The organism is Streptomyces sp. NPDC020192 (assembly GCF_044388685.1).
GTDB lineage: Bacteria > Actinomycetota > Actinomycetes > Streptomycetales > Streptomycetaceae > Streptomyces.
Genome location: NZ_JBIRXG010000002.1, coordinates 439,220 through 457,833 on the forward strand (window position 1 = coordinate 439,220; position 18,614 = coordinate 457,833).

General features: G+C 72.0%; 18 protein-coding genes and 2 pseudogenes. 10 read left to right on the top strand and 10 right to left on the bottom strand.

The window, feature by feature from the left end:
• Window positions 1-22: 22 nt before the first annotated feature.
• Window positions 23-298 (bottom strand): Gfo/Idh/MocA family oxidoreductase, encoded by a 276-nt coding sequence (locus tag ACH47Z_RS06515; RefSeq protein WP_399071156.1) that lies wholly within the window; start codon window positions 296-298, stop codon window positions 23-25.
• On the bottom strand, window positions 295-1,449 hold the full coding sequence (locus tag ACH47Z_RS06520) for a Gfo/Idh/MocA family protein (protein WP_399071159.1): 1,155 nt from the start codon (window positions 1,447-1,449) through the stop codon (window positions 295-297). The genes ACH47Z_RS06515 and ACH47Z_RS06520 overlap by 4 nt, the downstream gene beginning before the upstream one ends.
• Window positions 1,450-1,561: 112 nt before the next feature.
• On the opposite strand from ACH47Z_RS06520, the gene ACH47Z_RS06525 reads away from it, so the two are divergent.
• The 5 genes and pseudogenes from ACH47Z_RS06525 (at window position 1,562) to ACH47Z_RS06545 (ending at window position 6,903) form a co-directional block, all read left to right on the top strand.
• Entirely contained in the window at window positions 1,562-2,569 is a 1,008-nt protein-coding gene (locus ACH47Z_RS06525) for a LacI family DNA-binding transcriptional regulator (RefSeq protein ID WP_399071161.1), read from the top strand.
• A gap of 57 nt (window positions 2,570-2,626) precedes the next feature.
• Window positions 2,627-3,583: a virginiamycin B lyase gene (locus tag ACH47Z_RS06530; protein WP_399071163.1), complete on the top strand. Its 957-nt coding sequence runs from the start codon at window positions 2,627-2,629 to the stop codon at window positions 3,581-3,583.
• Window positions 3,584-3,611: 28 nt separating this feature from the next.
• A complete protein-coding gene (locus tag ACH47Z_RS06535) occupies window positions 3,612-4,736 on the top strand; it encodes a hypothetical protein (RefSeq protein ID WP_399071165.1) in 1,125 nt (374 codons plus the stop codon).
• 86 nt (window positions 4,737-4,822) lie between these two features.
• Window positions 4,823-5,492: pseudogene (locus tag ACH47Z_RS06540) on the top strand (hypothetical protein).
• A gap of 352 nt (window positions 5,493-5,844) precedes the next feature.
• Window positions 5,845-6,903: a cation diffusion facilitator family transporter gene (locus ACH47Z_RS06545; protein WP_399071166.1), complete on the top strand. Its 1,059-nt coding sequence runs from the start codon at window positions 5,845-5,847 to the stop codon at window positions 6,901-6,903.
• A gap of 46 nt (window positions 6,904-6,949) precedes the next feature.
• On the opposite strand, the gene ACH47Z_RS06550 is transcribed toward ACH47Z_RS06545, so the two are convergent.
• Window positions 6,950-7,354 (bottom strand): ArsR/SmtB family transcription factor, encoded by a 405-nt coding sequence (locus tag ACH47Z_RS06550; RefSeq protein WP_399071168.1) that lies wholly within the window; start codon window positions 7,352-7,354, stop codon window positions 6,950-6,952.
• A 111-nt stretch (window positions 7,355-7,465) separates the two neighbouring features.
• On the opposite strand from ACH47Z_RS06550, the gene ACH47Z_RS06555 reads away from it, so the two are divergent.
• A complete protein-coding gene (locus ACH47Z_RS06555) occupies window positions 7,466-9,439 on the top strand; it encodes a heavy metal translocating P-type ATPase (protein ID WP_399071170.1) in 1,974 nt (657 codons plus the stop codon).
• Complete coding sequence (locus tag ACH47Z_RS06560) at window positions 9,436-9,849, top strand: (2Fe-2S) ferredoxin domain-containing protein (RefSeq protein ID WP_399071172.1); 414 nt, start codon at window positions 9,436-9,438, stop codon at window positions 9,847-9,849. The genes ACH47Z_RS06555 and ACH47Z_RS06560 overlap by 4 nt, the downstream gene beginning before the upstream one ends.
• Window positions 9,850-9,873: 24 nt before the next feature.
• Here ACH47Z_RS06560 and ACH47Z_RS06565 read toward each other — a convergent pair whose 3' ends face one another.
• Window positions 9,874-10,629 carry a TetR/AcrR family transcriptional regulator gene (locus ACH47Z_RS06565; protein WP_399071174.1) on the bottom strand — a complete coding sequence of 252 codons (756 nt, stop codon included), beginning with the start codon at window positions 10,627-10,629 and terminating at the stop codon, window positions 9,874-9,876.
• A 135-nt stretch (window positions 10,630-10,764) separates the two neighbouring features.
• On the opposite strand from ACH47Z_RS06565, the gene ACH47Z_RS06570 reads away from it, so the two are divergent.
• From ACH47Z_RS06570 to ACH47Z_RS06580, 3 genes are all read left to right on the top strand, one after another.
• Window positions 10,765-11,091, top strand: coding sequence for a darcynin family protein (locus ACH47Z_RS06570; RefSeq protein ID WP_399071176.1), 327 nt, complete (start codon window positions 10,765-10,767; stop codon window positions 11,089-11,091).
• A gap of 226 nt (window positions 11,092-11,317) precedes the next feature.
• Window positions 11,318-12,589 (top strand): sensor histidine kinase, encoded by a 1,272-nt coding sequence (locus ACH47Z_RS06575; RefSeq protein ID WP_399071178.1) that lies wholly within the window; start codon window positions 11,318-11,320, stop codon window positions 12,587-12,589.
• 159 nt (window positions 12,590-12,748) lie between these two features.
• Window positions 12,749-13,915 carry an MFS transporter gene (locus ACH47Z_RS06580; protein WP_399071180.1) on the top strand — a complete coding sequence of 389 codons (1,167 nt, stop codon included), beginning with the start codon at window positions 12,749-12,751 and terminating at the stop codon, window positions 13,913-13,915.
• Here ACH47Z_RS06580 and ACH47Z_RS06585 read toward each other — a convergent pair.
• The 6 genes and pseudogenes from ACH47Z_RS06585 to ACH47Z_RS06610 form a co-directional block, all read right to left on the bottom strand.
• Window positions 13,896-15,470 carry an alpha/beta hydrolase gene (locus ACH47Z_RS06585; protein WP_399071182.1) on the bottom strand — a complete coding sequence of 525 codons (1,575 nt, stop codon included), beginning with the start codon at window positions 15,468-15,470 and terminating at the stop codon, window positions 13,896-13,898. The genes ACH47Z_RS06580 and ACH47Z_RS06585 overlap by 20 nt on opposite strands.
• Window positions 15,467-16,672: a serine hydrolase domain-containing protein gene (locus ACH47Z_RS06590; RefSeq protein ID WP_399071185.1), complete on the bottom strand. Its 1,206-nt coding sequence runs from the start codon at window positions 16,670-16,672 to the stop codon at window positions 15,467-15,469. The genes ACH47Z_RS06585 and ACH47Z_RS06590 overlap by 4 nt, the downstream gene beginning before the upstream one ends.
• Window positions 16,673-16,761: 89 nt before the next feature.
• Window positions 16,762-17,058, bottom strand: a complete 297-nt coding sequence (locus ACH47Z_RS06595; protein WP_399071404.1) for a non-reducing end alpha-L-arabinofuranosidase family hydrolase — start codon at window positions 17,056-17,058, stop codon at window positions 16,762-16,764.
• Window positions 17,055-17,261: pseudogene (locus tag ACH47Z_RS06600) on the bottom strand (hypothetical protein); the annotation flags it as partial. The gene ACH47Z_RS06595 and the pseudogene ACH47Z_RS06600, both read right to left, overlap by 4 nt.
• A gap of 133 nt (window positions 17,262-17,394) precedes the next feature.
• Window positions 17,395-17,592, bottom strand: coding sequence for a hypothetical protein (locus tag ACH47Z_RS06605; protein ID WP_399071188.1), 198 nt, complete (start codon window positions 17,590-17,592; stop codon window positions 17,395-17,397).
• Window positions 17,593-17,855: 263 nt separating this feature from the next.
• Window positions 17,856-18,563, bottom strand: coding sequence for a rhodanese-like domain-containing protein (locus ACH47Z_RS06610; RefSeq protein ID WP_399071190.1), 708 nt, complete (start codon window positions 18,561-18,563; stop codon window positions 17,856-17,858).
• Between the last annotated feature and the right edge of the window lie 51 nt (window positions 18,564-18,614).

The window sequence follows — 18,614 nt, forward strand, 5'->3', positions numbered from 1 at the left end:
CGGCGTATGAAACCCGGCGAGATCAGGCGGTCCCCGCCTGCCGCTCCTCGCGGACGACCCGGACGCAGTCCTGCGTGGTCGGCGCGAGCGGCTTCTCGCGCAGCACCGGCTTTCCGGCCGGTACGGCGGCGACAGCCGGGTCCGCGTCGGTCGTGTCGTGCGACGCGATGACGCCGGCGTCGACGTCCGGGTCGGCGACGCTCACGACCTGCGCGCCGGACACCGAGCGGTGCAGCGTGTTCACGTGGTCGGCGCCCATGGTGCCCGCGCCGATGACCCCGATGCGTACGGTGCTCACTCCGTACTCACCCACGTTCCCTGCTCGGCCGAGCGCCCCATCGCGTCCAGCGCCGTCGCACTGGCCACGGCATCGCTCAAGGTGGCGCCCACCGGGGTGCCCTCCGCGATGGAGCGCAGGAAACGGTACGCCTCGATCACCTTCAGGTCGTCGTAGCCCATGCTGGTGGCCGCCCCCGGCTGGAACGCGGCGTACTCGCCGTGCCCGGGGCCGACGTACAGCGTGCTGACGGGCTGGTCCTGGTAGGTCGAGCCACGGCTGACGGCGAGTTCGCCCATACGGCGGAAGTCCCAGAAGACGGCGCCCTTGGTGCCATGCACCTCGAAGCCGTAGTTGTTCTGCTCACCGACCGACACACGGCACGCCTCGAGGACGCCACGGGCGCCGGAGGCGAAGCGCAGCAGGCAGTTGACGTAGTCCTCGTTCTCGACCGGGCCGAACTCGCCGCCGGTGGCGAGACTGTGCCCGGCCGTGGCGCCGGTCGGGCGGGCCCGCTCCGGGACGAAGACGGCGGTGTCGGCGGTGAGCGCGGTGATCTCGCCGAGCAGGTACCGGGCGAGGTCGACACCGTGCGAGGCCAGGTCGCCGAGCACCCCGCTGCCGCCGCGCCCACGCTCGTAACGCCAGGTCAGGGCGCCCTGGGGGTGAGCGGCGTAATCGCTGAAAAGCCGGATGCGGACGTGGGTGACCGTGCCGATCTCCCCGGAGGCGATCAGCTCGCGGGCCGTCTCGACGGCCGGTGCGTTGCGGTAGTTGAAGCCGACCGTGCCCTGGACTCCGGCCTTCGCCACCGCGTCGGCCACCGCGCGGGCGTCCCCGGCCGTGAGGCCGACCGGCTTCTCGATCCAGATGTGCTTGCCCGCCTCGGCCATCGCGACGCCGATCTCGCGGTGCAGGAAGTTCGGGGCGGTGATGCTGACCGCCTGGACCCGGGGATCGGCGGCCACCTCGCGCCAGTCCCGGGTCGCGGAGGCGAAGCCGTAGAGCCCGGCCGCCTCCTCCGCCCGGCCGGGTACCTCGTCGGCGACGGCGACCAGTTCCGGCCGCAGGGACACCTGGGGGAAGTGGTGCGGCAGGCGGGCGTACGCCTGCGTGTGGACCCGCCCCATCCAGCCGAATCCCACGACGGCGACGCCGAGAGTGTTCACCATGAGAGCCCTCTTCTTTGGACCGTTCCAGAGCTGCGCCGCTCACGATGAGTCCTGTTTCTCTCGAATGTCAAGGGTCTTTACAGGCGCAGACGGATTATGGAACGGTCCAGTCATGAGCTCTCCGACCATCCGTGACGTGGCCGAGCGGGCCGGCGTGTCCAAGTCCCTGGTCTCGCTGGTGCTGCGGGGCTCGGAGGGCGTACGGCCGGAGAAGCGCGAGGCCGTCCTGGCGGCGGTCGAGGAACTCGGTTACCGGCCCAACGCGGCCGCGCGCAGCCTGAGCGAGCGGCGCACCCGCACGGTGGGCGTGCTCCTCAACGACCTGCGCAATCCGTGGTTCGTGGAGCTGCTCGACGGCCTGAACGCCCGGCTCTACGACAGCGGCCTGCACGTCCTGCTGGCCGACGGCGCCCTCAACCGGCGCCTTGGCGAGGACCTCACCCGTACCTTCACCGAACTGCGCGTCGACGGCCTGATCGCCGTCGGCACCCTCCAGGACCCCCAGGCGCTGCGCACCGCGGCCGGCCACGTCCCCACGGTCGTCGCCGGCACCCGCGAACCGGTGCTGCCCGGCGTGGACATCGTCGCAGGCGACGACGAACTCGGAGCCCGCCTGGCCACCGAGCACCTCATCGGCCTCGGCCACCGGCACATCGCCCACATCGCCGGTCAGGGCGCGGTCGGCGAACTGCGCCGGCGCAGCTTCGAGGCCACCATGCGCGAGCACGGCCTGGCCGACACGGCACTCGTGGAGCAGGGCGACCTCACCGAGGAGGGCGGCTACCGGGCCGCCGTACGGCTCCTGAGCCGCCCGCAGCGTCCCACCGCCGTCTTCGCGGTCAACGACATGACCTGCGTCGGCGCACTCTCCGCCGCCGAGGAGACCGGCCTGCGGGTGCCACGCGACCTCTCCCTGGTCGGCTACGACAACACCTACCTCTCGCGCCTGCGCCATCTGTGGCTGACCACCGTGGACAACGCCAGCCGCGACGTGGGCCGACGCGCCGCACAGCGGCTCCTCGACCGGATCGACGCCCCGGGCCGGCCGGCCGAGGTCGACCTCGCCACTCCGTCCCTGGAAGTGAGAGGCACGACCGCGCCGCCGCGCGCCGAAGCCTGACCGGCGGCGGTCGGAAATGATCAGCGGGCCGCGGGCCCGCGATCGTACGATCACCGCATGACGGCTGATCAGCGCATTGCTGTGCACCATTCCGGGTCCCCGGCCATCAGGGAGATCTCCGTGGCGGACAAGGAGGCGGGGCCCTACGGCATCACGACCGGCCCTGACGGTGCCCTGTGGCTCACCCTCGTACACGGTGGTCGCATCGCGCGTCTCACCCTCGACGGCGAACTCGAGGAATATCCCCTGGACTCGGCCGAGTGCCGTCCGTCGGTCATCGCCCCGGGGCCGGACGGGGCACTGTGGTTCACCCGGTCCCAGGACCACCGGATCGGTCGCATCACCACCGACGGTGAAGCGGAGTCCTTTCTCGTACCGACGCCCGACAGCGGACCCTTCGGGATCACCGCCGGTCCGGACGGGGCGATGTGGTTCACGCAGATGAACACCGGCCGCATCGGTCGCATCGCCGGCGACGGAGAGATCACCGAATTCCCGCTGCCCGTCGAGGGCGCCTTCCCCGCGGCGATCACCACGGGCCCCGACGGAGCCCTGTGGTTCACCCTCAACCAGGCGAACGCGATCGGCCGCATCACCACCGACGGCGACATCGCCCTGCACCCCCTGCCCACACCGGGCGCCGCACCCGTGGGCATCACCAGCGACGGCGAGGCCCTGTGGTTCGTCGAGATCGCGGCGGGCCGGATCGGCAGGATCTCAACGGACGGCGGAATCACGGAGTTTCCGCTCCCCGACCGAACGGCCAGACCCCATGCCATCGTCGCGGCCGCCATCGGGGACTGCTGGTTCACCGAATGGGGAGCCAACCGCATCGGTCACATCACCGCGAACGGCGAGATCACCGAGTACGACCTGCCGTCACCGTCCTCCGAACCGCACGGCATCGCCCTCGGTCCTGACGGTGCCCTCTGGTCGGCCCTGGAGACGGGAGGGGTCGCGCGGGTGGCGCCGTGGCGAAATGCCGGAGCGCGGAGCGTGTCCGTGCGGACCTGAGCTGACCAGCACTTTTAACGTGACGCTCATGAGATATCACCTTCTGTCACCCCTGGTGCGAGGGCTGTCCGCGTGGACAGCCGCCGCGGCCCTCTCGGTAACGGCTGCGGCAGGTACCGCCTCGGCCGACGGGACGTTCCTCGGCCGGCTGCACAGCGTCCGCGAGGTCGCCTCCACGGTTCCCGCGAACGGCGACGTGAACCCCTACGGCACCGCCGTCGTCGCGCGCGACGTGGGGAACCTCCGCAGAGGCAACGTGCTGGTCGGCAACTTCGACAACAGCCAGAACCAGCAGGGCACGGGCACCTCCCTGGTCCAGGTCGGCCCGCGGGGCACCGCCACGCTGTTCGCCCAGATCGACCCGGCCCATCTGCCCGGTCCCTGCCCCGGTGGTGTGGGTCTCACCACCGCCCTGAGCATCCTGCCCGGCGGGTGGGTGGTGGTCGGCAGCCTGCCGACCGCCGACGGCACCTCCGCCACCGCCCGGGCGGGTTGTCTGCTGGTACTGGACAGCCATGGCAAGGTCCGCGAGACGCTCGCCGGAGGCGGCATCGACGGACCGTGGGACATGACCGCCGCGAGCCACGGCGACCGTACCGAGCTGTTCGTCACCAACGTGCTTAACGGCACCGTGGCGGGCGGCGGCGAAGTGGACCGGGGCACCGTCCTGCGCATCACCCTGAGGCGCCATGACGACCAGCCACCGGAGTGGGTGAGGACCACCACGATCGGCTCGGGCTTCGCCGAGAAGACCGACCCCGCCGCCCTGGTGGTCGGCCCGACAGGCGTCGGACTCGCCAAGAACGGCTCGCTCTACGTCGCCGACACGGTCAGGAACCGGATCACCGTCATCCCGCACGCCGTGACCCGGGAATCCAGCGCTGGCACCGGCCGGGTGGTCAGCGGTGACGGCAGGCTCAACGGTCCCCTCGGGCTGGTCATCGCACCGGGCGGCCACATCCTGACCGTCAACGGCGGTGACGGCGACGTCGTCGAGACCACGCCGGCGGGCCGCCAGGTGGCCTTCCGCCAACTCGACAACAGCGGCACCCCGCCCGGCGCGGGCGCGCTGTTCGGTCTGGTGGTGGACCTGGACCATGACGCCGTGTACTTCGTCGACAACGCCACCAACTTTCTCAACGTCCTGGAGTGAACCACGACAGACACCGCAGGCCCCGGATCCCCACCGGGGGCAACGTCCTTGATACGGCGGCCGTGACGGTGTTGCAGGCTGTGCTCATGACACGCACGAGGAAGATCGCCGCCGCGTTGTCAGCCGCATCGGCCGCGCTGTTCGCGACACCCCCCACCGCCTCCGCCACGCCCACCACGCACACAACTCTCTTCAGGGAGAGCTTCGATCACCTCCCCCTCGGTCCCGTCACCGCCGGGCGTGGCTGGACCGCGGACACCTCCAACGGCTGGCTGACCGTGGAACCCGGTGCCGCCGGTCACGGCCGCGAACTGCGGCTCCACACGGAGGGCAACGGCCGCGCCTTCCTCGTCCTGTCCGGCCTCGCGCCCGTCGGCAACAGCTTCTGGGGCCGGCTGCGGCTGCGCGCCGACCACTTCCCCGCCGCTCCCGACTGGGCGCACTGGATTATTGCGGAGGCGTCCGGCTCCGATGTCCCCAGGCTGGTACGCCCGTTGGGCGGCCAGTACGTTCCCGGCTCCCGGGCCAACTTCTGGGGCGTCGGCTCCGACCTGGGCCCCACCGGGGACTGGACCGCCTGGAAGACCACGGCACCCGCCACCGCCGGGACCTGGACCTGCGTCGAATTCCACCTCGACGCGACCGCTCAAGCTGGGCTGGCAGTTGTACCAGTCCGGCCCCACCCCGTCGTCGTACGACTTCCGCATGGACGACGTGGCGCTGAGCACCAAGCGGGTCGGGGGGGGCTCCTCATGACCCGGCATCTGCCGCGCCGGGGTCGGCCCGGCCGGGCAGCGGATCCTCGTCGATCGGCATGCTCGCCGCTCACCTGCTCGCCGCGCCTGTCCGACGTACCGGACTCGTAGCTGGCCGTCGAGCCGGCCCAGCCGCGCGGCCGCTCCCGCGTGGCCCGAGCGCGCGCGACCTTGACGGCCCTGGCGGTGGTGGGTGGAAGCCGGTCCCGCTTCCGCCCGACTGGATTGCTTCTCCACAGGTCAGAGCCTTCTTAAAGGAGATGACAACGGTCACCGGTGCAGCCTTTGGCGATTGTGCCGACCGTGCGTTTCACTGCCGCCAGGGACCCGAGAGCATGGGGGAGGCTTACGCCATGAGTGATCACGACCACGGCCACGACGCGGGCCATCAGAACGGAGCGCACGGGCACGGGCACGCGCACGACGCCGGCGGTCACGCGGGCCACTCGCACGGTGTGTCGGCGGACGCCGATCGTCGCTGGCTGGCCATCGCGCTCACCCTGATCACGGTGTTCATGGCCGCCGAGGTCGCCGTCGGCATCATCGCGAGTTCCCTGGCCCTGATCTCCGACGCGGCGCACATGCTCACGGACGCCGCCTCGATCGTGCTCGCCCTCGTCGCCATGCGGCTGTCCGCGCGCCCCGCCCGCGGCGGCTTCACCTATGGACTCAAGCGCGCGGAGATCCTCTCCGCCCAGGCCAACGGTCTGACTCTGCTGCTGCTCGGGGCCTGGCTGGCGTACGAGGCGGTCCGCAGGCTCATCAGTCCGCCCGTGGTCGAGGGCGGACTGATGCTGGCGACCGCGCTCGTCGGCATCGCCGTGAACCTGGTCGCCAGCTGGTGCATCTCCAAGGCCAACCGCACTTCCCTGAACGTCGAGGGTGCCTACCAGCACATCCTCAACGACCTGTTCGCCTTCATCGGCACCGCCGTCGCCGCACTCGTCGTCGTGCTGACGGGGTTCGCCCGGGCCGACGCCATCGCCACGCTCGTCGTGGTCGCCCTGATGGTCAAGGCCGGTTACGGACTGGTCCGCGACTCCGGACGGATCTTCCTGGAAGCCGCCCCGGAGGGCTTCGACCCGGACGCGATCGGGGACGAACTCGCCACACAGCCCTGCGTCGTGGAGATCCACGACCTGCACGTGTGGACCATCACCTCCGGCGAACCCGCCCTCTCCGCCCACGTCCTGGTCGAACCGGGCGGGGACTGCCACGCCGTACGGCGCCATCTCCGGCAACTGCTGCGAAACACGCACGGCATCGGTCATGCCACCCTCCAGGTCGACCACCTGGGAGAGGACGCCGACGCCGGGCAACTGCTGCAGATCACCACACCGTCGGCCGAGTCGGCGGAGCACTGCGACGACGCCCACGGCCCCGTCCACCGGCCCGGCCCGCACGAGCACTGAAGTCCCGGCGGGCTCTACGGACCCTTCGACGACGTCGGCGTACTGCTCAGGGGCTGACCCTGCCCGGGGCCTTCGCCGGCTCCTCGAAAGCCTTGGCCGGGGTGTCGGTGATGCCGAGGCGCAGGTGCTCGACGTGGTACAGGGCCTGGTCGAGCAGTTCGGCGACGTGGTGGTCGTAGAGGGCGTAGACGACGGAGCGGCCCTTGCGGGTGCCGGTCACCAGACCGAGGTTGCGCAGCAGGCGGAGCTGGTGCGAGCAGGCGGACTGCTCCATGCCGACCTCGGCGGCGAGCTCGGTGGCGGGCAGCGGGCCCTCGCGCAGCCGGGCGAGGATCAGCAGCCGCGAGGGGGTGGCCAGCGCCTGGAGTGTGGTGGCCACCCTGGCGGCGCTGTCGGCGTCCAGGCGGGTGTGCGGGACGGTACTGGCGGGGGTGGCTGCTCCATGACCCATGCCGGTCATGCTACCGACAGGAACACATGAAGGCTTCTTCATGCATTCCTGTATGGTGAGGGCGTCGGATCGAACCGCATCCCCGTCCCCCGTGCATGAGGAATCCGCCGTATGTCTTCCACCCTCGCCCGGCCGGCCCCCGCCGGTGCCCTCCGTGACGTGGTGGCGCCCAGGCGCCGCACGCGGGTCCTCGCCCTGCCGGAGGCCCGGTGGGCCGCCGCGGCCCTGGTGCTGTTCCTGCTCGCGCTGCCGTTGCAGCTGACCGGGGCGCCGGCCTGGACATGGGGCCCGTTGTACGCGCTCACCTACCTCACCGGTGGCTGGGAGCCCGGCTGGGCCGGACTTCAGACGCTGCGGGAGAAGACCCTGGACGTGGACCTGCTCATGGTCGTCGCCGCCCTCGGCGCGTCCGCGATCGGTCAGGTACTCGACGGTGCGCTGCTGATCGTCATCTTCGCCACCTCCGGTGCGCTGGAGGCCGTCGCCACGGCCCGCACCGCCGACTCCGTGCGCGGCCTGCTCGATCTGGCCCCGGCCACCGCCACCCGGCTGGCCGACGACGGCAGCGAGGAGACCGTCCCCACCGAGCGGTTGCGGGTGGGCGACGTGATCCTCGTACGGCCCGGGGAACGGGTCGGTGCCGACGGCCGGGTGCTGGACGGCACCAGCGAGGTGGACCAGGCCACCATCACCGGTGAGCCGCTGCCGGTGGCGAAGGAGTCCGGGGACGAGGTGTTCGCGGGCACCCTGAACGGCACCGGGGCGCTGCGGGTGAAGGTCGAGCGCGACCCGTCGGACTCGGTGATCGCCCGGATCGTGACCATGGTCGAGGAAGCCTCCGAGACCAAGGCGCCGACCCAGCTGTTCATCGAGAAGGTCGAGCAGCGGTACTCGATCGGGATGGTGGCCGCCACCGTCGCTCTGTTCGCGCTTCCCCTGCTCTTCGGCGCGGCCTTGCAGCCTACGTTGCTGCGGGCCATGACCTTCATGATCGTGGCCTCACCGTGCGCGGTGGTGCTGGCCACCATGCCGCCGCTGCTGTCCGCGATCGCCAACGCGGGCCGCCATGGCGTGCTGGTGAAGTCGGCCGTGGTGATGGAGCGCCTGGGACAGGTCGACGCGGTGGCGCTGGACAAGACCGGCACCCTCACCGAGGGCACCCCGAGGGTGACGGACATCCGCCCGCTGGCCGACCCGGGGCTGAGCGAGGCGGAGTTGCTGCGGCTCGCGGCGGCGGCCGAGCACCCCAGCGAGCACCCGCTGGCCCGTGCCGTCGTGGACGCCGCCCGCATCCGCGACCTCACCGTTCCGCTGGTGGAGGACTTCGACTCCACTCCTGGCACCGGCGTGCGGGCCACGGTCCACGGCGAGGTGGTCGCGGTCGGCAGTCCTGCCCGGCTCCTCGACGGCCGGGCCCACCCGGCTGCCGACCTGGCCGCGAAGCTGGAGGCCGAGGGCCGCACCGCCGTCCTGATCACCCTCGACGGCACCCCGGTGGGGGTGCTCGGCATCGCCGACCAGCTGCGCGAGGACGCCGCAGCCACCGTCACCGCGCTGACCGCCCTCACGGGCACCACGCCCGTGCTGCTCACCGGCGACAACCCGCGCGCCGCGGCCCGCCTGGCCGACGAGGTCGGCATCACTGACGTCCGCGCCGGTCTCCTGCCCCAGGACAAGGTCAGCGCCGTCCAGGAGTGGGAGCAGGCCGGACGGAAGGTCCTCGTGGTCGGCGACGGTGTCAACGACGCCCCCGCGCTCGCCGCCGCGCACACCGGTGTCGCCATGGGCCGGGCCGGATCCGACCTCGCCCTGGAGACCGCCGACGCGGTCGTCGTCCGTGACGAACTGGCCACCATCCCCACCGTCGTCGGCCTGTCCCGGCGGGCACGGCGCCTGGTGGTGCAGAACCTGGTCATCGCCGGGCTGTTCATCACCGGCCTGGTCGTCTGGGACCTGGTCGGCACCCTGCCGCTGCCGCTCGGTGTCGCCGGCCACGAGGGTTCCACGGTCATCGTCGGCCTCAACGGCCTGCGGCTGCTGGCGGACGGCGCATGGCGCCGTGCCCGTACCGGGAGCGGCCGGTGAGCCGTCGTACCCGTAAGACCGCCCCCGCCGACGCCGCGGGGACGGCGGCCCGCTGCACCGTCACCGTCTGCCGGGGCTGCTGCTGCGGCACCGCCAAGGTGCCCGGCGTGGATCACGCCGCCCAACTCGCCGGCCTGCGTGCTTCCTTGGCGCAGGTGGCCACCGTGCGGCCCGTCAACTGCCTGGACACCTGCGAGCACGCCAACGTCATAGTGGTCCAGCCCTCCGCCGAAGGCCGGAAGGCGGGCGGACGTCCCGTCTGGCTCGGCCTGGTCAACGACCCCGACGCCACCGGCGACATCACCGCCTGGATCCAGGCCGGCGGCCCCGGACTCGCCGACCCGCCCGGCATCCTCGACCTGTACACCTTCACGCCCTCCCGCCGCATCCGCCAGGCCATCGACGACTGACGTCTCGTACGGAGCGGCGTGGGACTACTGGTCGTTCCCGGGGCCGGTATCGAGCAGACCGAGAATGTCGCGGAGGTTGTGCTCGAACAGCGGCCCCGGATCGGTCAGGGCGAAGTCCAGGTGTCCGAACACCTCCATGGACACCATGCCGTACAGACGGGACCAGGCGAGGACGAAGACGTACAGGGCTTCCAGCGGCGGCTGTGCGGAGCCGAGGTGCTCCCGTACCTCCTCCAGCTGGGGGAGCCAGCCCGGGTCGAGGGTGCCGGGCCGCGGCAGCGGGAGGGTGCCCGCCCGCCAGAACTCCGTCATCAGGCCGACGACAACGCCGCCGAAGCGCCAGCTGGCCGTGTGGCAGGGGTCGCCCGGTGCACAGCCGGCATCGGGTATCGGCTTGCTGAAGATGAGCGCGAACTCCGGCTTGTGGCTCAGCGCCCAGGCCCGCAGTGCTCGTGCGGTGGCGGTGAAGCGGCCTCGCGGGGACTGCTCGGGCGCCTGGTCGCGGGCGTGTTCCAGGGCGGCGGCCAGTTCGTCGTAGAGGGAGGCGGTCAGGGCCTGGACCAGCTCGCGGTGGTCGGCGTAGTAGCGGTACAGGCCCGGGGCGGTCATCCCCATCTCGCGCGCGATGGCGCGCAGGGAGACGGCGGCCGGTCCCTCGTCCACCAGCAACCCGCGGGCATGACGAAGGATCTCGGACTTCGTCTCGGCGCGCTGACGCTCCCGCGCTTCTTCGCGGTGCCGCGCCCGTTGCGTCGACGCCGGCGCGAACTCGCTGCTCACGGCTGTCTCTCCTGCCCTCTCGCGGTACCGCCGACCGGACCGCGCTTGACAATGTTAACGCCTGTCACGTCTAGTAAACGCCGTAAGCAAACGCCGTTTACTCCACTCTGCCTTTCGGAAACGGGGGATCCTGTCGTGAAAACCACGATCATCCTGACCTACACCTTCACCCCGGCCTGGCTGGCGCTCTCCCGGCAGGAGCGGAACGCGATGGCGGGGGCCCATATCCACCCCGTGTTCGCCAAGTACGCCGACCGCGTCTCGGCTCGCTTCTTCGACGCGGAGGCGTTCACCACCGCCTTCTCCGACTTCGCCCTGCTGGAGACCGAGGACCTCAAGGCGTACTACTTCCTCATCGAGGAACTGCGCGACTCGCCGCTCATCGCGCAGGGCTACCTGGTCATGAACGACGTCTTCCTGGGTATTGAGGCGGGGTTCCAGGCGTTCGAGGCGCAGGCGTGACCGAGGTGTCGCCCTCGTCCGTCCCCTCCGCCGCGTCCGTGGAAGGGGCTCGTGCCCGGCCCCTCACCCTGCTGCGCACCACCTCGCTGCTGTTCCTCCTCGACACCCTCCTCCAGGCCGCCCTGGCCGGTCTGTTCATCACCGGTGACGTGCGCTTCCTCTCGGCTGGATCTACGCCCGGGGAGAGGTCTCCCGCGCCTCCCAGAGCGTCGAACGCGACGCCTCGATGCTCGCCGAGGTCACCGAGGAGAACATCGAGAAGGGCGACCTCGGCCAACTGTCCGATGTCGTCGGCGACTACGCCACCCGCACCGGCGGCCGTGTCGTCGTCACCGACCGGCAGGGCCTCGTCCTGGCCGACTCCGACCCGGCCAGCCGTACGGGCATCAGCATCGCCGCCCAGCCGGACATCGCCCGCGCCCTGCGCAACCGGCCGACCGTGGCCCACGGGGAAGAGGCACTGTCGGCCACCATGCCGGGCTCCTCGGGTACGACGGTCCGGGGCACGCTCCGCCTGACCTACCCCATGGCCGAGGTCAACGCCCGGGTCCACCGCATCTGGGGCGCGCTCGCCCTGGCCGGAGCCTGCGTCCTGGCCGCGGTCGCGCTGGCCGCCTTCACCCTCGCCCGTTGGATCACCCGCCCCCTGCGCACCCTGGAGGCCGCCACTGCCCAGCTGGCCGAGGGACACCTGGCCAACCCGCCCGACGCCACCACGGGCCCGCCCGAACTCCGCAGCCTCGCCGCCTCCTTCACCCAGACGGCCACCCGGCTGCAGCAACTCCTCAAGGCCCAGCGGGCGTTCGCCTCCGAAGCCTCCCACCAGCTGAAGACCCCGCTGACCGCACTGCGGCTGCGGCTGGAGAACTTCGAGCCCTACCTCGACCCCCGCGCGCACGGCAGTCTGGAGGAGGCGGTCGGCGAGGTGGAGCGCCTCGGCTGTATGGTGCAGGGCCTGCTCGCCCTGGCCCGCCGGGAGAACAGCGCCACCACACCCGAACCGGTCGACCTGGACACCGTCATCGCCGACCGCGTCGCGATGTGGGAGCCGCTGGCCGCCGAACAGTACGTCGCCCTCGCCGTCACCGGCCGCCCAGCCGGCCGTGTCTGGGCGATCCCCGGAGCGTTGGACCAGATCATCGACAACCTGATCGCGAACGCCCTGCGCGTCTCCCCGCCCGGCACCACCATCACCCTGCACCGCGTACCCGGGGCCGAACTCCACGTCATCGACCAGGGCCCGGGCATGACCGAGTCCGACCGCGCCCGCGCCTTCGACCGCTTCTGGCGCGCCTCCGACTCCCACCACGGCGGCACCGACCTCGGCCTGCCCATCGTCCGCCACCTGGTCCACGCCTCCGGCGGCGCCATCACCCTCCACCCGGCCCCGGGCACGGGCCTGGATGCCGCGGTACGCCTGCGGCCGGTGACCGACGCCTGTTCACGCGCCGGCACCGCCCGCCCCCGACCGAGACCGGCCACGGCGCCGACGCCATGACGAGATGCCCATGGATACCCTGGTTGTCGTTGACGTCTGGCACCACAGGCCCCGGACCAGGGGGGACCCCATCGTGGGCAGGGAGAAGAAGGCGGACGCGCTGTGGGGATGAAGCCGCCGGTGTCCGAGGAGCGGAGGCCGGATCGCCCGTCGGCTCGGATGGGGCCGTGGCGGTTCGTGGTCTGGTTCGGCACGGTCAGCCTGCTCGCGGACGTCGTGTATGAGGGCGCCCGCTCGATCACCGGGCCCCTGTTGGCCTCACTGGGCGCATCCTCCCTGGTCGTCGGGGTGGTGACCGGGGCCGGGGAGGCGGCGGCGCTGGGGCTGCGGCTGGTCTCGGGCCCGATGGCGGACCGGACCCGCCGCTTCTGGGGCCTGGCGATCGGCGGGTACGCCCTGACGGTCGTCTCGGTGCCGCTGCTGGGCGTGGCCGGCGTGCTGTGGGCCACGTGTGTGCTGGTGATCGCCGAGCGCGTCGGCAAGGCGGTGCGCTCGCCCGCCAAGGACACCCTGCTCTCGCACGCCACCGCCGCGACCGGGCGGGGCCGCGGCTTCGCCGTCCATGAGGCCATGGACCAGATCGGCGCCCTGGCCGGCCCGCTGCTGGTGGCGGGCGTACTCGCGCTCACCGGCGACGACTACGGCCCCGCGCTCGGCGTCCTCGCCGCCCCCGGCATCGCCGTCCTGCTGCTGCTCTTCTGGCTGCGGGCGCGAGTGCCGGACCCGGAAGCCTACGAACGCGAGGTGACAGCCGCGACGCCAGGGGGACCGGCTGGGCAGGACGGGCGTCTGCCGAGGGCGTTCTGGACCTACGCGGCCTTCACCGCGGCCACCACGACCGGGTTCGCGACGTTCGGCGTGCTCTCCTACCACCTGGTCGAGCGCCACCTGCTGACTGCCACGTGGGTGCCGGTGCTGTACGCGGCGGCGATGGCCGTGGACGCCGTCGCGGCGCTGGCCACGGGGTGGTTGTACGACCGGCACGGCCCGCGTGTGCTGGTCGTTCTGCCCGTGCTCACGGCGGGCGTGGTGATGCTGGCCTTCACCGACACGGTCGCGATCGCCGTGGCCGGGTCGCTGGTGTGGGGCGCGGCCATGGGCATCCAGGAGTCCACCCTGCGCGCGACGGTCGCGGACCTGGTGCCCAGCGGGCGGCGGGCCACCGCCTACGGCCTCTTCGCCGGCGTGGTCGGCGCGGCGAGTCTGGCCGGCGGCGCGCTGATCGGTGGGCTCTACGGCTACTCGATCCCCGTACTGATCACGGTGGTTGCCGCCATCCAGGTGCTGGCTGTGGTGTTGCTGGCCGTCACACGCGGGAGCAGGTGACGTCGCCGGCCGGTGGGCGCCCGGTCGTGAGATAGGCGTTGACCGTGGCGTCCACGCAGGAGCTGCCGAAGACGCCGTACACCGCGTGCTGGTCGGCCCCGCGCAGGGTCACCAGGCGGGAGCTGGGCCAGTTGCGGTGGACGGTTTCGGCGCCGCGGTAGGTGGTGCGCGGGTCACCGGTGGCGTTCACGAGCAGGGCCGGCAGGTCGCCGCGGATCGTCGTGGGGCGTTCGCGCGGAGGCTCCCAGAACGCGCACGGGTTGATGTCGTCGGCGACGGGAGCGAACAGCCTGTCGCGCGACCCGGCACGCCGCAGATCGCGCCAGTAGGTCTCCGGATCGCGTGGCGCGGCCACGTCGCCGCAGAGGATCGCCGTCTGAGCGCTGCCGTAGGTGGAGTCGTGCCCGGTCAGCAGGAAGTCCAGCGAGCCGGCCAGCCACGGCGACGGGGTGACGGCCCGCCCGCCTGCGGCGCGCCGCAGGTCTGCCACGGCCCGGGCGAGATCACCGTAGGCCGAGGGATTGTCCTGGGAGAGGCCGTTGAAGACGACGACGGGCAGGGCGTGCTCGTCCACCCGGTGGCCGCCGAGCCGCAGCGGCTGTCGTGCGGCGGCCGACCGAACCGCGTTCACCGTCGCCAGCACCGCGCTCCGGGTGCGACCGAGACCGTACGTCGTATCGTGCGCGGCGGCCCACTCGGCCCAGTCGCGCAGGGCGTTCCGGTTGGCCTCCTCCGTGCTCCGCAGCAGCCTCGGACCGTACCGGCCGGGATCCACCACGCCGTCCAGGACCACCCGGTCGGTGCGGCCTGGGAACATCGTCGCGTACACCTGGCCGAGGTAGGTGCCGTACGAGTAGCCGAGGTAGGAGATCCGGCGCTCGCCCAGGGCGGCGCGGATCACGTCCATGTCGCGGGCGGTGTTCCGGGTGGTGGCGTACGGCAGCAGGTCGCCCGCGTGGGTACGGCAACGGTGGGCGAGGTCCGCGGAGAAGGCCACCATGCGGTCGAAGCCGGCGCGGCCGGTGCCAGCCCCGCGGATCATGCTGCCGGTGGGCCACCGGCAGTCCAGCTCGGTGCTGCGGCCGACGAAGCGCGGGTCCACGCCCACCACGTCGTAGCGGGCGGCGGCCTCCTTCATCGCCGTACGCACCCACGGTGGATCGCCGATGGTCTGCCCGCCGGGGCCGCCGCTGTTCAGCAGCAGCGCGCCGATGCGGTGCGCGGTGTCCGTGGCCCGGATCCGGGAGATCGCGACGGTGATCGTACGGCCGTCGGGGCGCGCGTAGTCCAACGGCACGGTGACGTCGGCGCAGCGGGCGCCGGCCTGCTCCAGTTCCTTGCCGGTGGTGTCGTCGGGGCCGAGCCGGCAGCTCTTCCAGTGCAGGTGCTGGTGGTGGTAGCGGGCGAGGGGGTCGCCGGCCCCGGTGGTGGCTCGAGCGGCGGGGGCGGTGCCCAGGGTCAGCGTGCCGGCCAGACACAGGGCGGCGGCCGCGCCGATCCGCGCTGCCCAGTGGCGCGAACGGTGCCTGGCGCTGTGGGAGGTGGCGGCGGTCATGCGGGTTTCCTTTCGGACGTGTGTGCCTCGCAGAGGGCCTTGTCGACGACGTCGAGGAAGTCCCGTTCGGCCTGGAGCGTGGCCGGTACCTCGTTCAGGGCCACGGCGACGCTGCGGCCGCCGGGGCCGACGGCGACCAGTGCCCGGTGGCCGCCGGGCACGGTTCCTCCGTGGCCCCACCACGTGCCGCCGCAGGACAGGGGAGAGGAGATCAGCCCGAGCCCGTAACGGGCGCCGGGCCAGAGCCGGTCGGGGTCGGCCGCCACGGTCCGCCGCATCTGGGCGAGTTGGGCTCCGGGCAGCAGGCGGCCGCCCAAGAGGGCGGTGGCGAACCGGGTCAGGTCGGCCGGTGTGGACACCAGGGCCCCGCCGACCCCGCCGAAGGTCATGTTCCAGCTCGTGCCGTCGGTACGGCGGCCGTCGTCCCCGGTGAAGTAGCTGTGGGAATGGGGCCCGTGGAGGCGGGGGTCGTCTCCGGGCCAGTACGTGTCGCGCAGCCTGAGCGGCGCGATGACACGGCGGGTGATCTCCGACTCGGGGGAGTGGCCGGTGACCGCGTGCACGATCAGCCCGGCGACGAGGTAGTTGGTGGTCGCGTAGTGCCAGGTCTGCCGCGGACGGGGCAACCGCAGGGCGCGGGCGACGAGTTCACGCGGGTCGAAGTGGCGGTACCGCAGCCGCTCGGGGTGCTCCCATCCGGGTGCGTCGAGGTGGTCGGGGAGTCCGCTGGTGTGCTGCAGGAGCTGCCGGACGGTGATCCGACGGCCGTCGTACCCGGGACCGCGGATCAGACCGGGCAGGTAACGCTCGACGGGCGCGTCCAGGGACACCCGCCGCTCGGCCACGAGTTGGAGGATGACCGTCGCCGTGAAGGTCTTGGTGACGCTGCCGACGCGCAGCCGGTCGCTGGTGTTCATCGGGCGACCAGTGCACAGATCGGCCACTCCGCCCGTTACGGCCCAGCGCGCACAGGTGACGTCCGCACCGGTGCCGTTGACGAGGACGGCGGCCCCGGCGATCCGGTCGTGCGTGACGAGATGGTGGACGGACCGGCGTAAGGCGTCATGCGTGCCGCATGGGCGGGGCACATGGGGTGGTGTCCGTGCGGACGACACGGGCGCGGCGCCCCACACGACGGCCGTCGCCATTGCCGCGAGGGCGGTACGCCTGCGGAGTACGGAACTCAGGAGGGTGCTGACCATGGAACAGCACGCTAGGCACCGCCCGGGCCCCGATCACTCCGGCAGGCAGGCGACTCGGTGCTGGGGACAGCACCCGTGCGCCGGTGGGGTCAGCAGGGTCTGGTCGTACCTGGCACGGTCACGTTGCTCGCGCGCGCGAACGGATCGTTCTCGGACTCGGCCAGCGGACTCCAGGAGCCGGCGAGGCTGCTCGCGGTCCAGGATCGACGTGTACGTCCCGTCGCCCAGCTTTCCGGCGGCCACCGCGGTGCCGAAGTACCGTCCGTACTCGCCCACTGCGGCCCGTACGAGCCGTTCGGCGGCAGCCCGGCCTCGGCCAGGTTCTCGGCGACGATCGCACGGTAATCCGCGTCGTCCGCGCTGCCGTCCGCTGTCCTCGACGTCATGGGGTTCCCTTCACGTGTGGCAGTGCGTGCGGGGTGTCCGGGGCCGCGGCCTCCAACTCGGCGATGCTGCCCGACATGATCGTCCGCACGTGCTGGGTGATGTGCTCCGCCGGCCAGTCCCACCAGGCCACCGCCAGCAGCCGGGCGATGTCCTCGTCGCTGTAGCGGGTACGGATGAGGCGGGCCGGGCTGCCGCCGACGATTCGGCGGGTACAGGCATGGGACGTGATTCCTCATCAGTTACGGGGCCCGTTGTCCAGTCCATGATCGCGGAACCGTGCCACGCCAGGACACCGACTTACCACCCCTGCCAACACGGGTCGGGCGGTGGCCTGGCTAACGCCACTCGCCCTTTGCCAGCGGTTCTGTCGGGTGCTTATCGCGCGGCATGTGCAGGCGGCGGAAGATCTCGGCCGAGTCGGCGTCCTCGGCCTCCGCGTCGAGCCGGACGTTCAGTTCCTCCTGGACGGCGCCCGGCTCGGACGGCAGCTCGAGTTCGTATGTGAGATGCGTGTGGTCGCCGTGCCGGACCATCGCATAGCGGCCCTCTCCGGCCGGCCGCGCCTCGGGCTGCGTCCGCTTGCCACGCGTCTGCGTGTCGTACGTCCGCCGCTCCAGTTCCTCTTCGACGGCCTCCGGCCGGGGATCACGTAGAGGCGCTGGATGTCCTCGATGTCGCGGACCTGCTCCTGCTCGACTCGGGGTCGGTACGCGAAGTAGATGCCGCCTCGCTGGATGACGTCGTTCGCCATGGTCACTCGCCGCCCAAGTATGCCCGGTCCACGGGTGGTCGCCGGTCAAGTCGCCACGGCGGGGTGCGCGCGTGCCGCCTGCTCGCCGGACGTGCGGTCCATCAGTCCCAGGAGCCGGCCTTCCGGATCGGTGACGACGATGGTGTCCACTCCCGCCTTCGCCATGCGCCCCAGGAGCGGACCGAGCGGCTCGTGGGCCCGTACGGTCGCCGGTCCTGGGCGCATCACCTGCGCCACGTCGCCACCCGGATGGGCCTCGGCCTCGCGGCGCTGCAGCAGGCCGGTGACCACCTGGCTGTCGTCCACCACGACCCCTACCGGCTGCCCCGCCTCACGCATGCGGTCCAGCACCAGGCCGACCGGTGCATCGGCACGGCACGTGACGACCTCGCGCCGTGCCACGTCCCCCGCCGACGGCATCCCGGCCGCCGAGCCCTCGGCGGGCAGGCCGGCGGCCAGCCAGTCCGCCTTGCCCGGTACGTAGTCGTACACCTGGCGGAAGCCGAGCTGCTCCAAGGCCGCCGCGGCCCGTGGGCTCAGGTCGCACAGCCAGTCCCAGCAGTACACGACCACCGGCCGGCCCGGATCAAGCCGACGGGTTGCCTCACGGTCAAGATCCCGCAGCCACAGGTGCACGGCGCCGGGCAGATGCGCCTGGTCGTATTCCTCGCGCGGCAGCACCTCGACCAGCTGCGCCTGCTCCTCCTCGACGAGCCGGCGCACCTCCCGGCGGTCCATCACTCGTGTCGGCATCGCCGCCACCTCCTCGGTTCCACGGCTCCTGCCTCCGGGTTCCACCCGAGC

Coding starts and splice junctions, on each gene's coding strand:
- ACH47Z_RS06535 (WP_399071165.1), top strand. CDS start 3,612: ATGAGATATCACCTTCTGTCACCCCTGGTGCGAGGGCTGTCCGCGTGG.
- ACH47Z_RS06525 (WP_399071161.1), top strand. CDS start 1,562: ATGAGCTCTCCGACCATCCGTGACGTGGCCGAGCGGGCCGGCGTGTCC.
- ACH47Z_RS06595 (WP_399071404.1), bottom strand. CDS start 17,058: ATGACGTCGAGGACAGCGGACGGCAGCGCGGACGACGCGGATTACCGT.
- ACH47Z_RS06605 (WP_399071188.1), bottom strand. CDS start 17,592: ATGGTCCGGCACGGCGACCACACGCATCTCACATACGAACTCGAGCTG.
- ACH47Z_RS06610 (WP_399071190.1), bottom strand. CDS start 18,563: ATGCCGACACGAGTGATGGACCGCCGGGAGGTGCGCCGGCTCGTCGAG.
- ACH47Z_RS06575 (WP_399071178.1), top strand. CDS start 11,318: ATGCTCGCCGAGGTCACCGAGGAGAACATCGAGAAGGGCGACCTCGGC.
- ACH47Z_RS06580 (WP_399071180.1), top strand. CDS start 12,749: ATGGGGCCGTGGCGGTTCGTGGTCTGGTTCGGCACGGTCAGCCTGCTC.
- ACH47Z_RS06585 (WP_399071182.1), bottom strand. CDS start 15,470: ATGACCGCCGCCACCTCCCACAGCGCCAGGCACCGTTCGCGCCACTGG.
- ACH47Z_RS06590 (WP_399071185.1), bottom strand. CDS start 16,672: ATGGTCAGCACCCTCCTGAGTTCCGTACTCCGCAGGCGTACCGCCCTC.
- ACH47Z_RS06555 (WP_399071170.1), top strand. CDS start 7,466: ATGTCTTCCACCCTCGCCCGGCCGGCCCCCGCCGGTGCCCTCCGTGAC.
- ACH47Z_RS06550 (WP_399071168.1), bottom strand. CDS start 7,354: ATGGGTCATGGAGCAGCCACCCCCGCCAGTACCGTCCCGCACACCCGC.
- ACH47Z_RS06545 (WP_399071166.1), top strand. CDS start 5,845: ATGAGTGATCACGACCACGGCCACGACGCGGGCCATCAGAACGGAGCG.
- ACH47Z_RS06520 (WP_399071159.1), bottom strand. CDS start 1,449: ATGGTGAACACTCTCGGCGTCGCCGTCGTGGGATTCGGCTGGATGGGG.
- ACH47Z_RS06530 (WP_399071163.1), top strand. CDS start 2,627: ATGACGGCTGATCAGCGCATTGCTGTGCACCATTCCGGGTCCCCGGCC.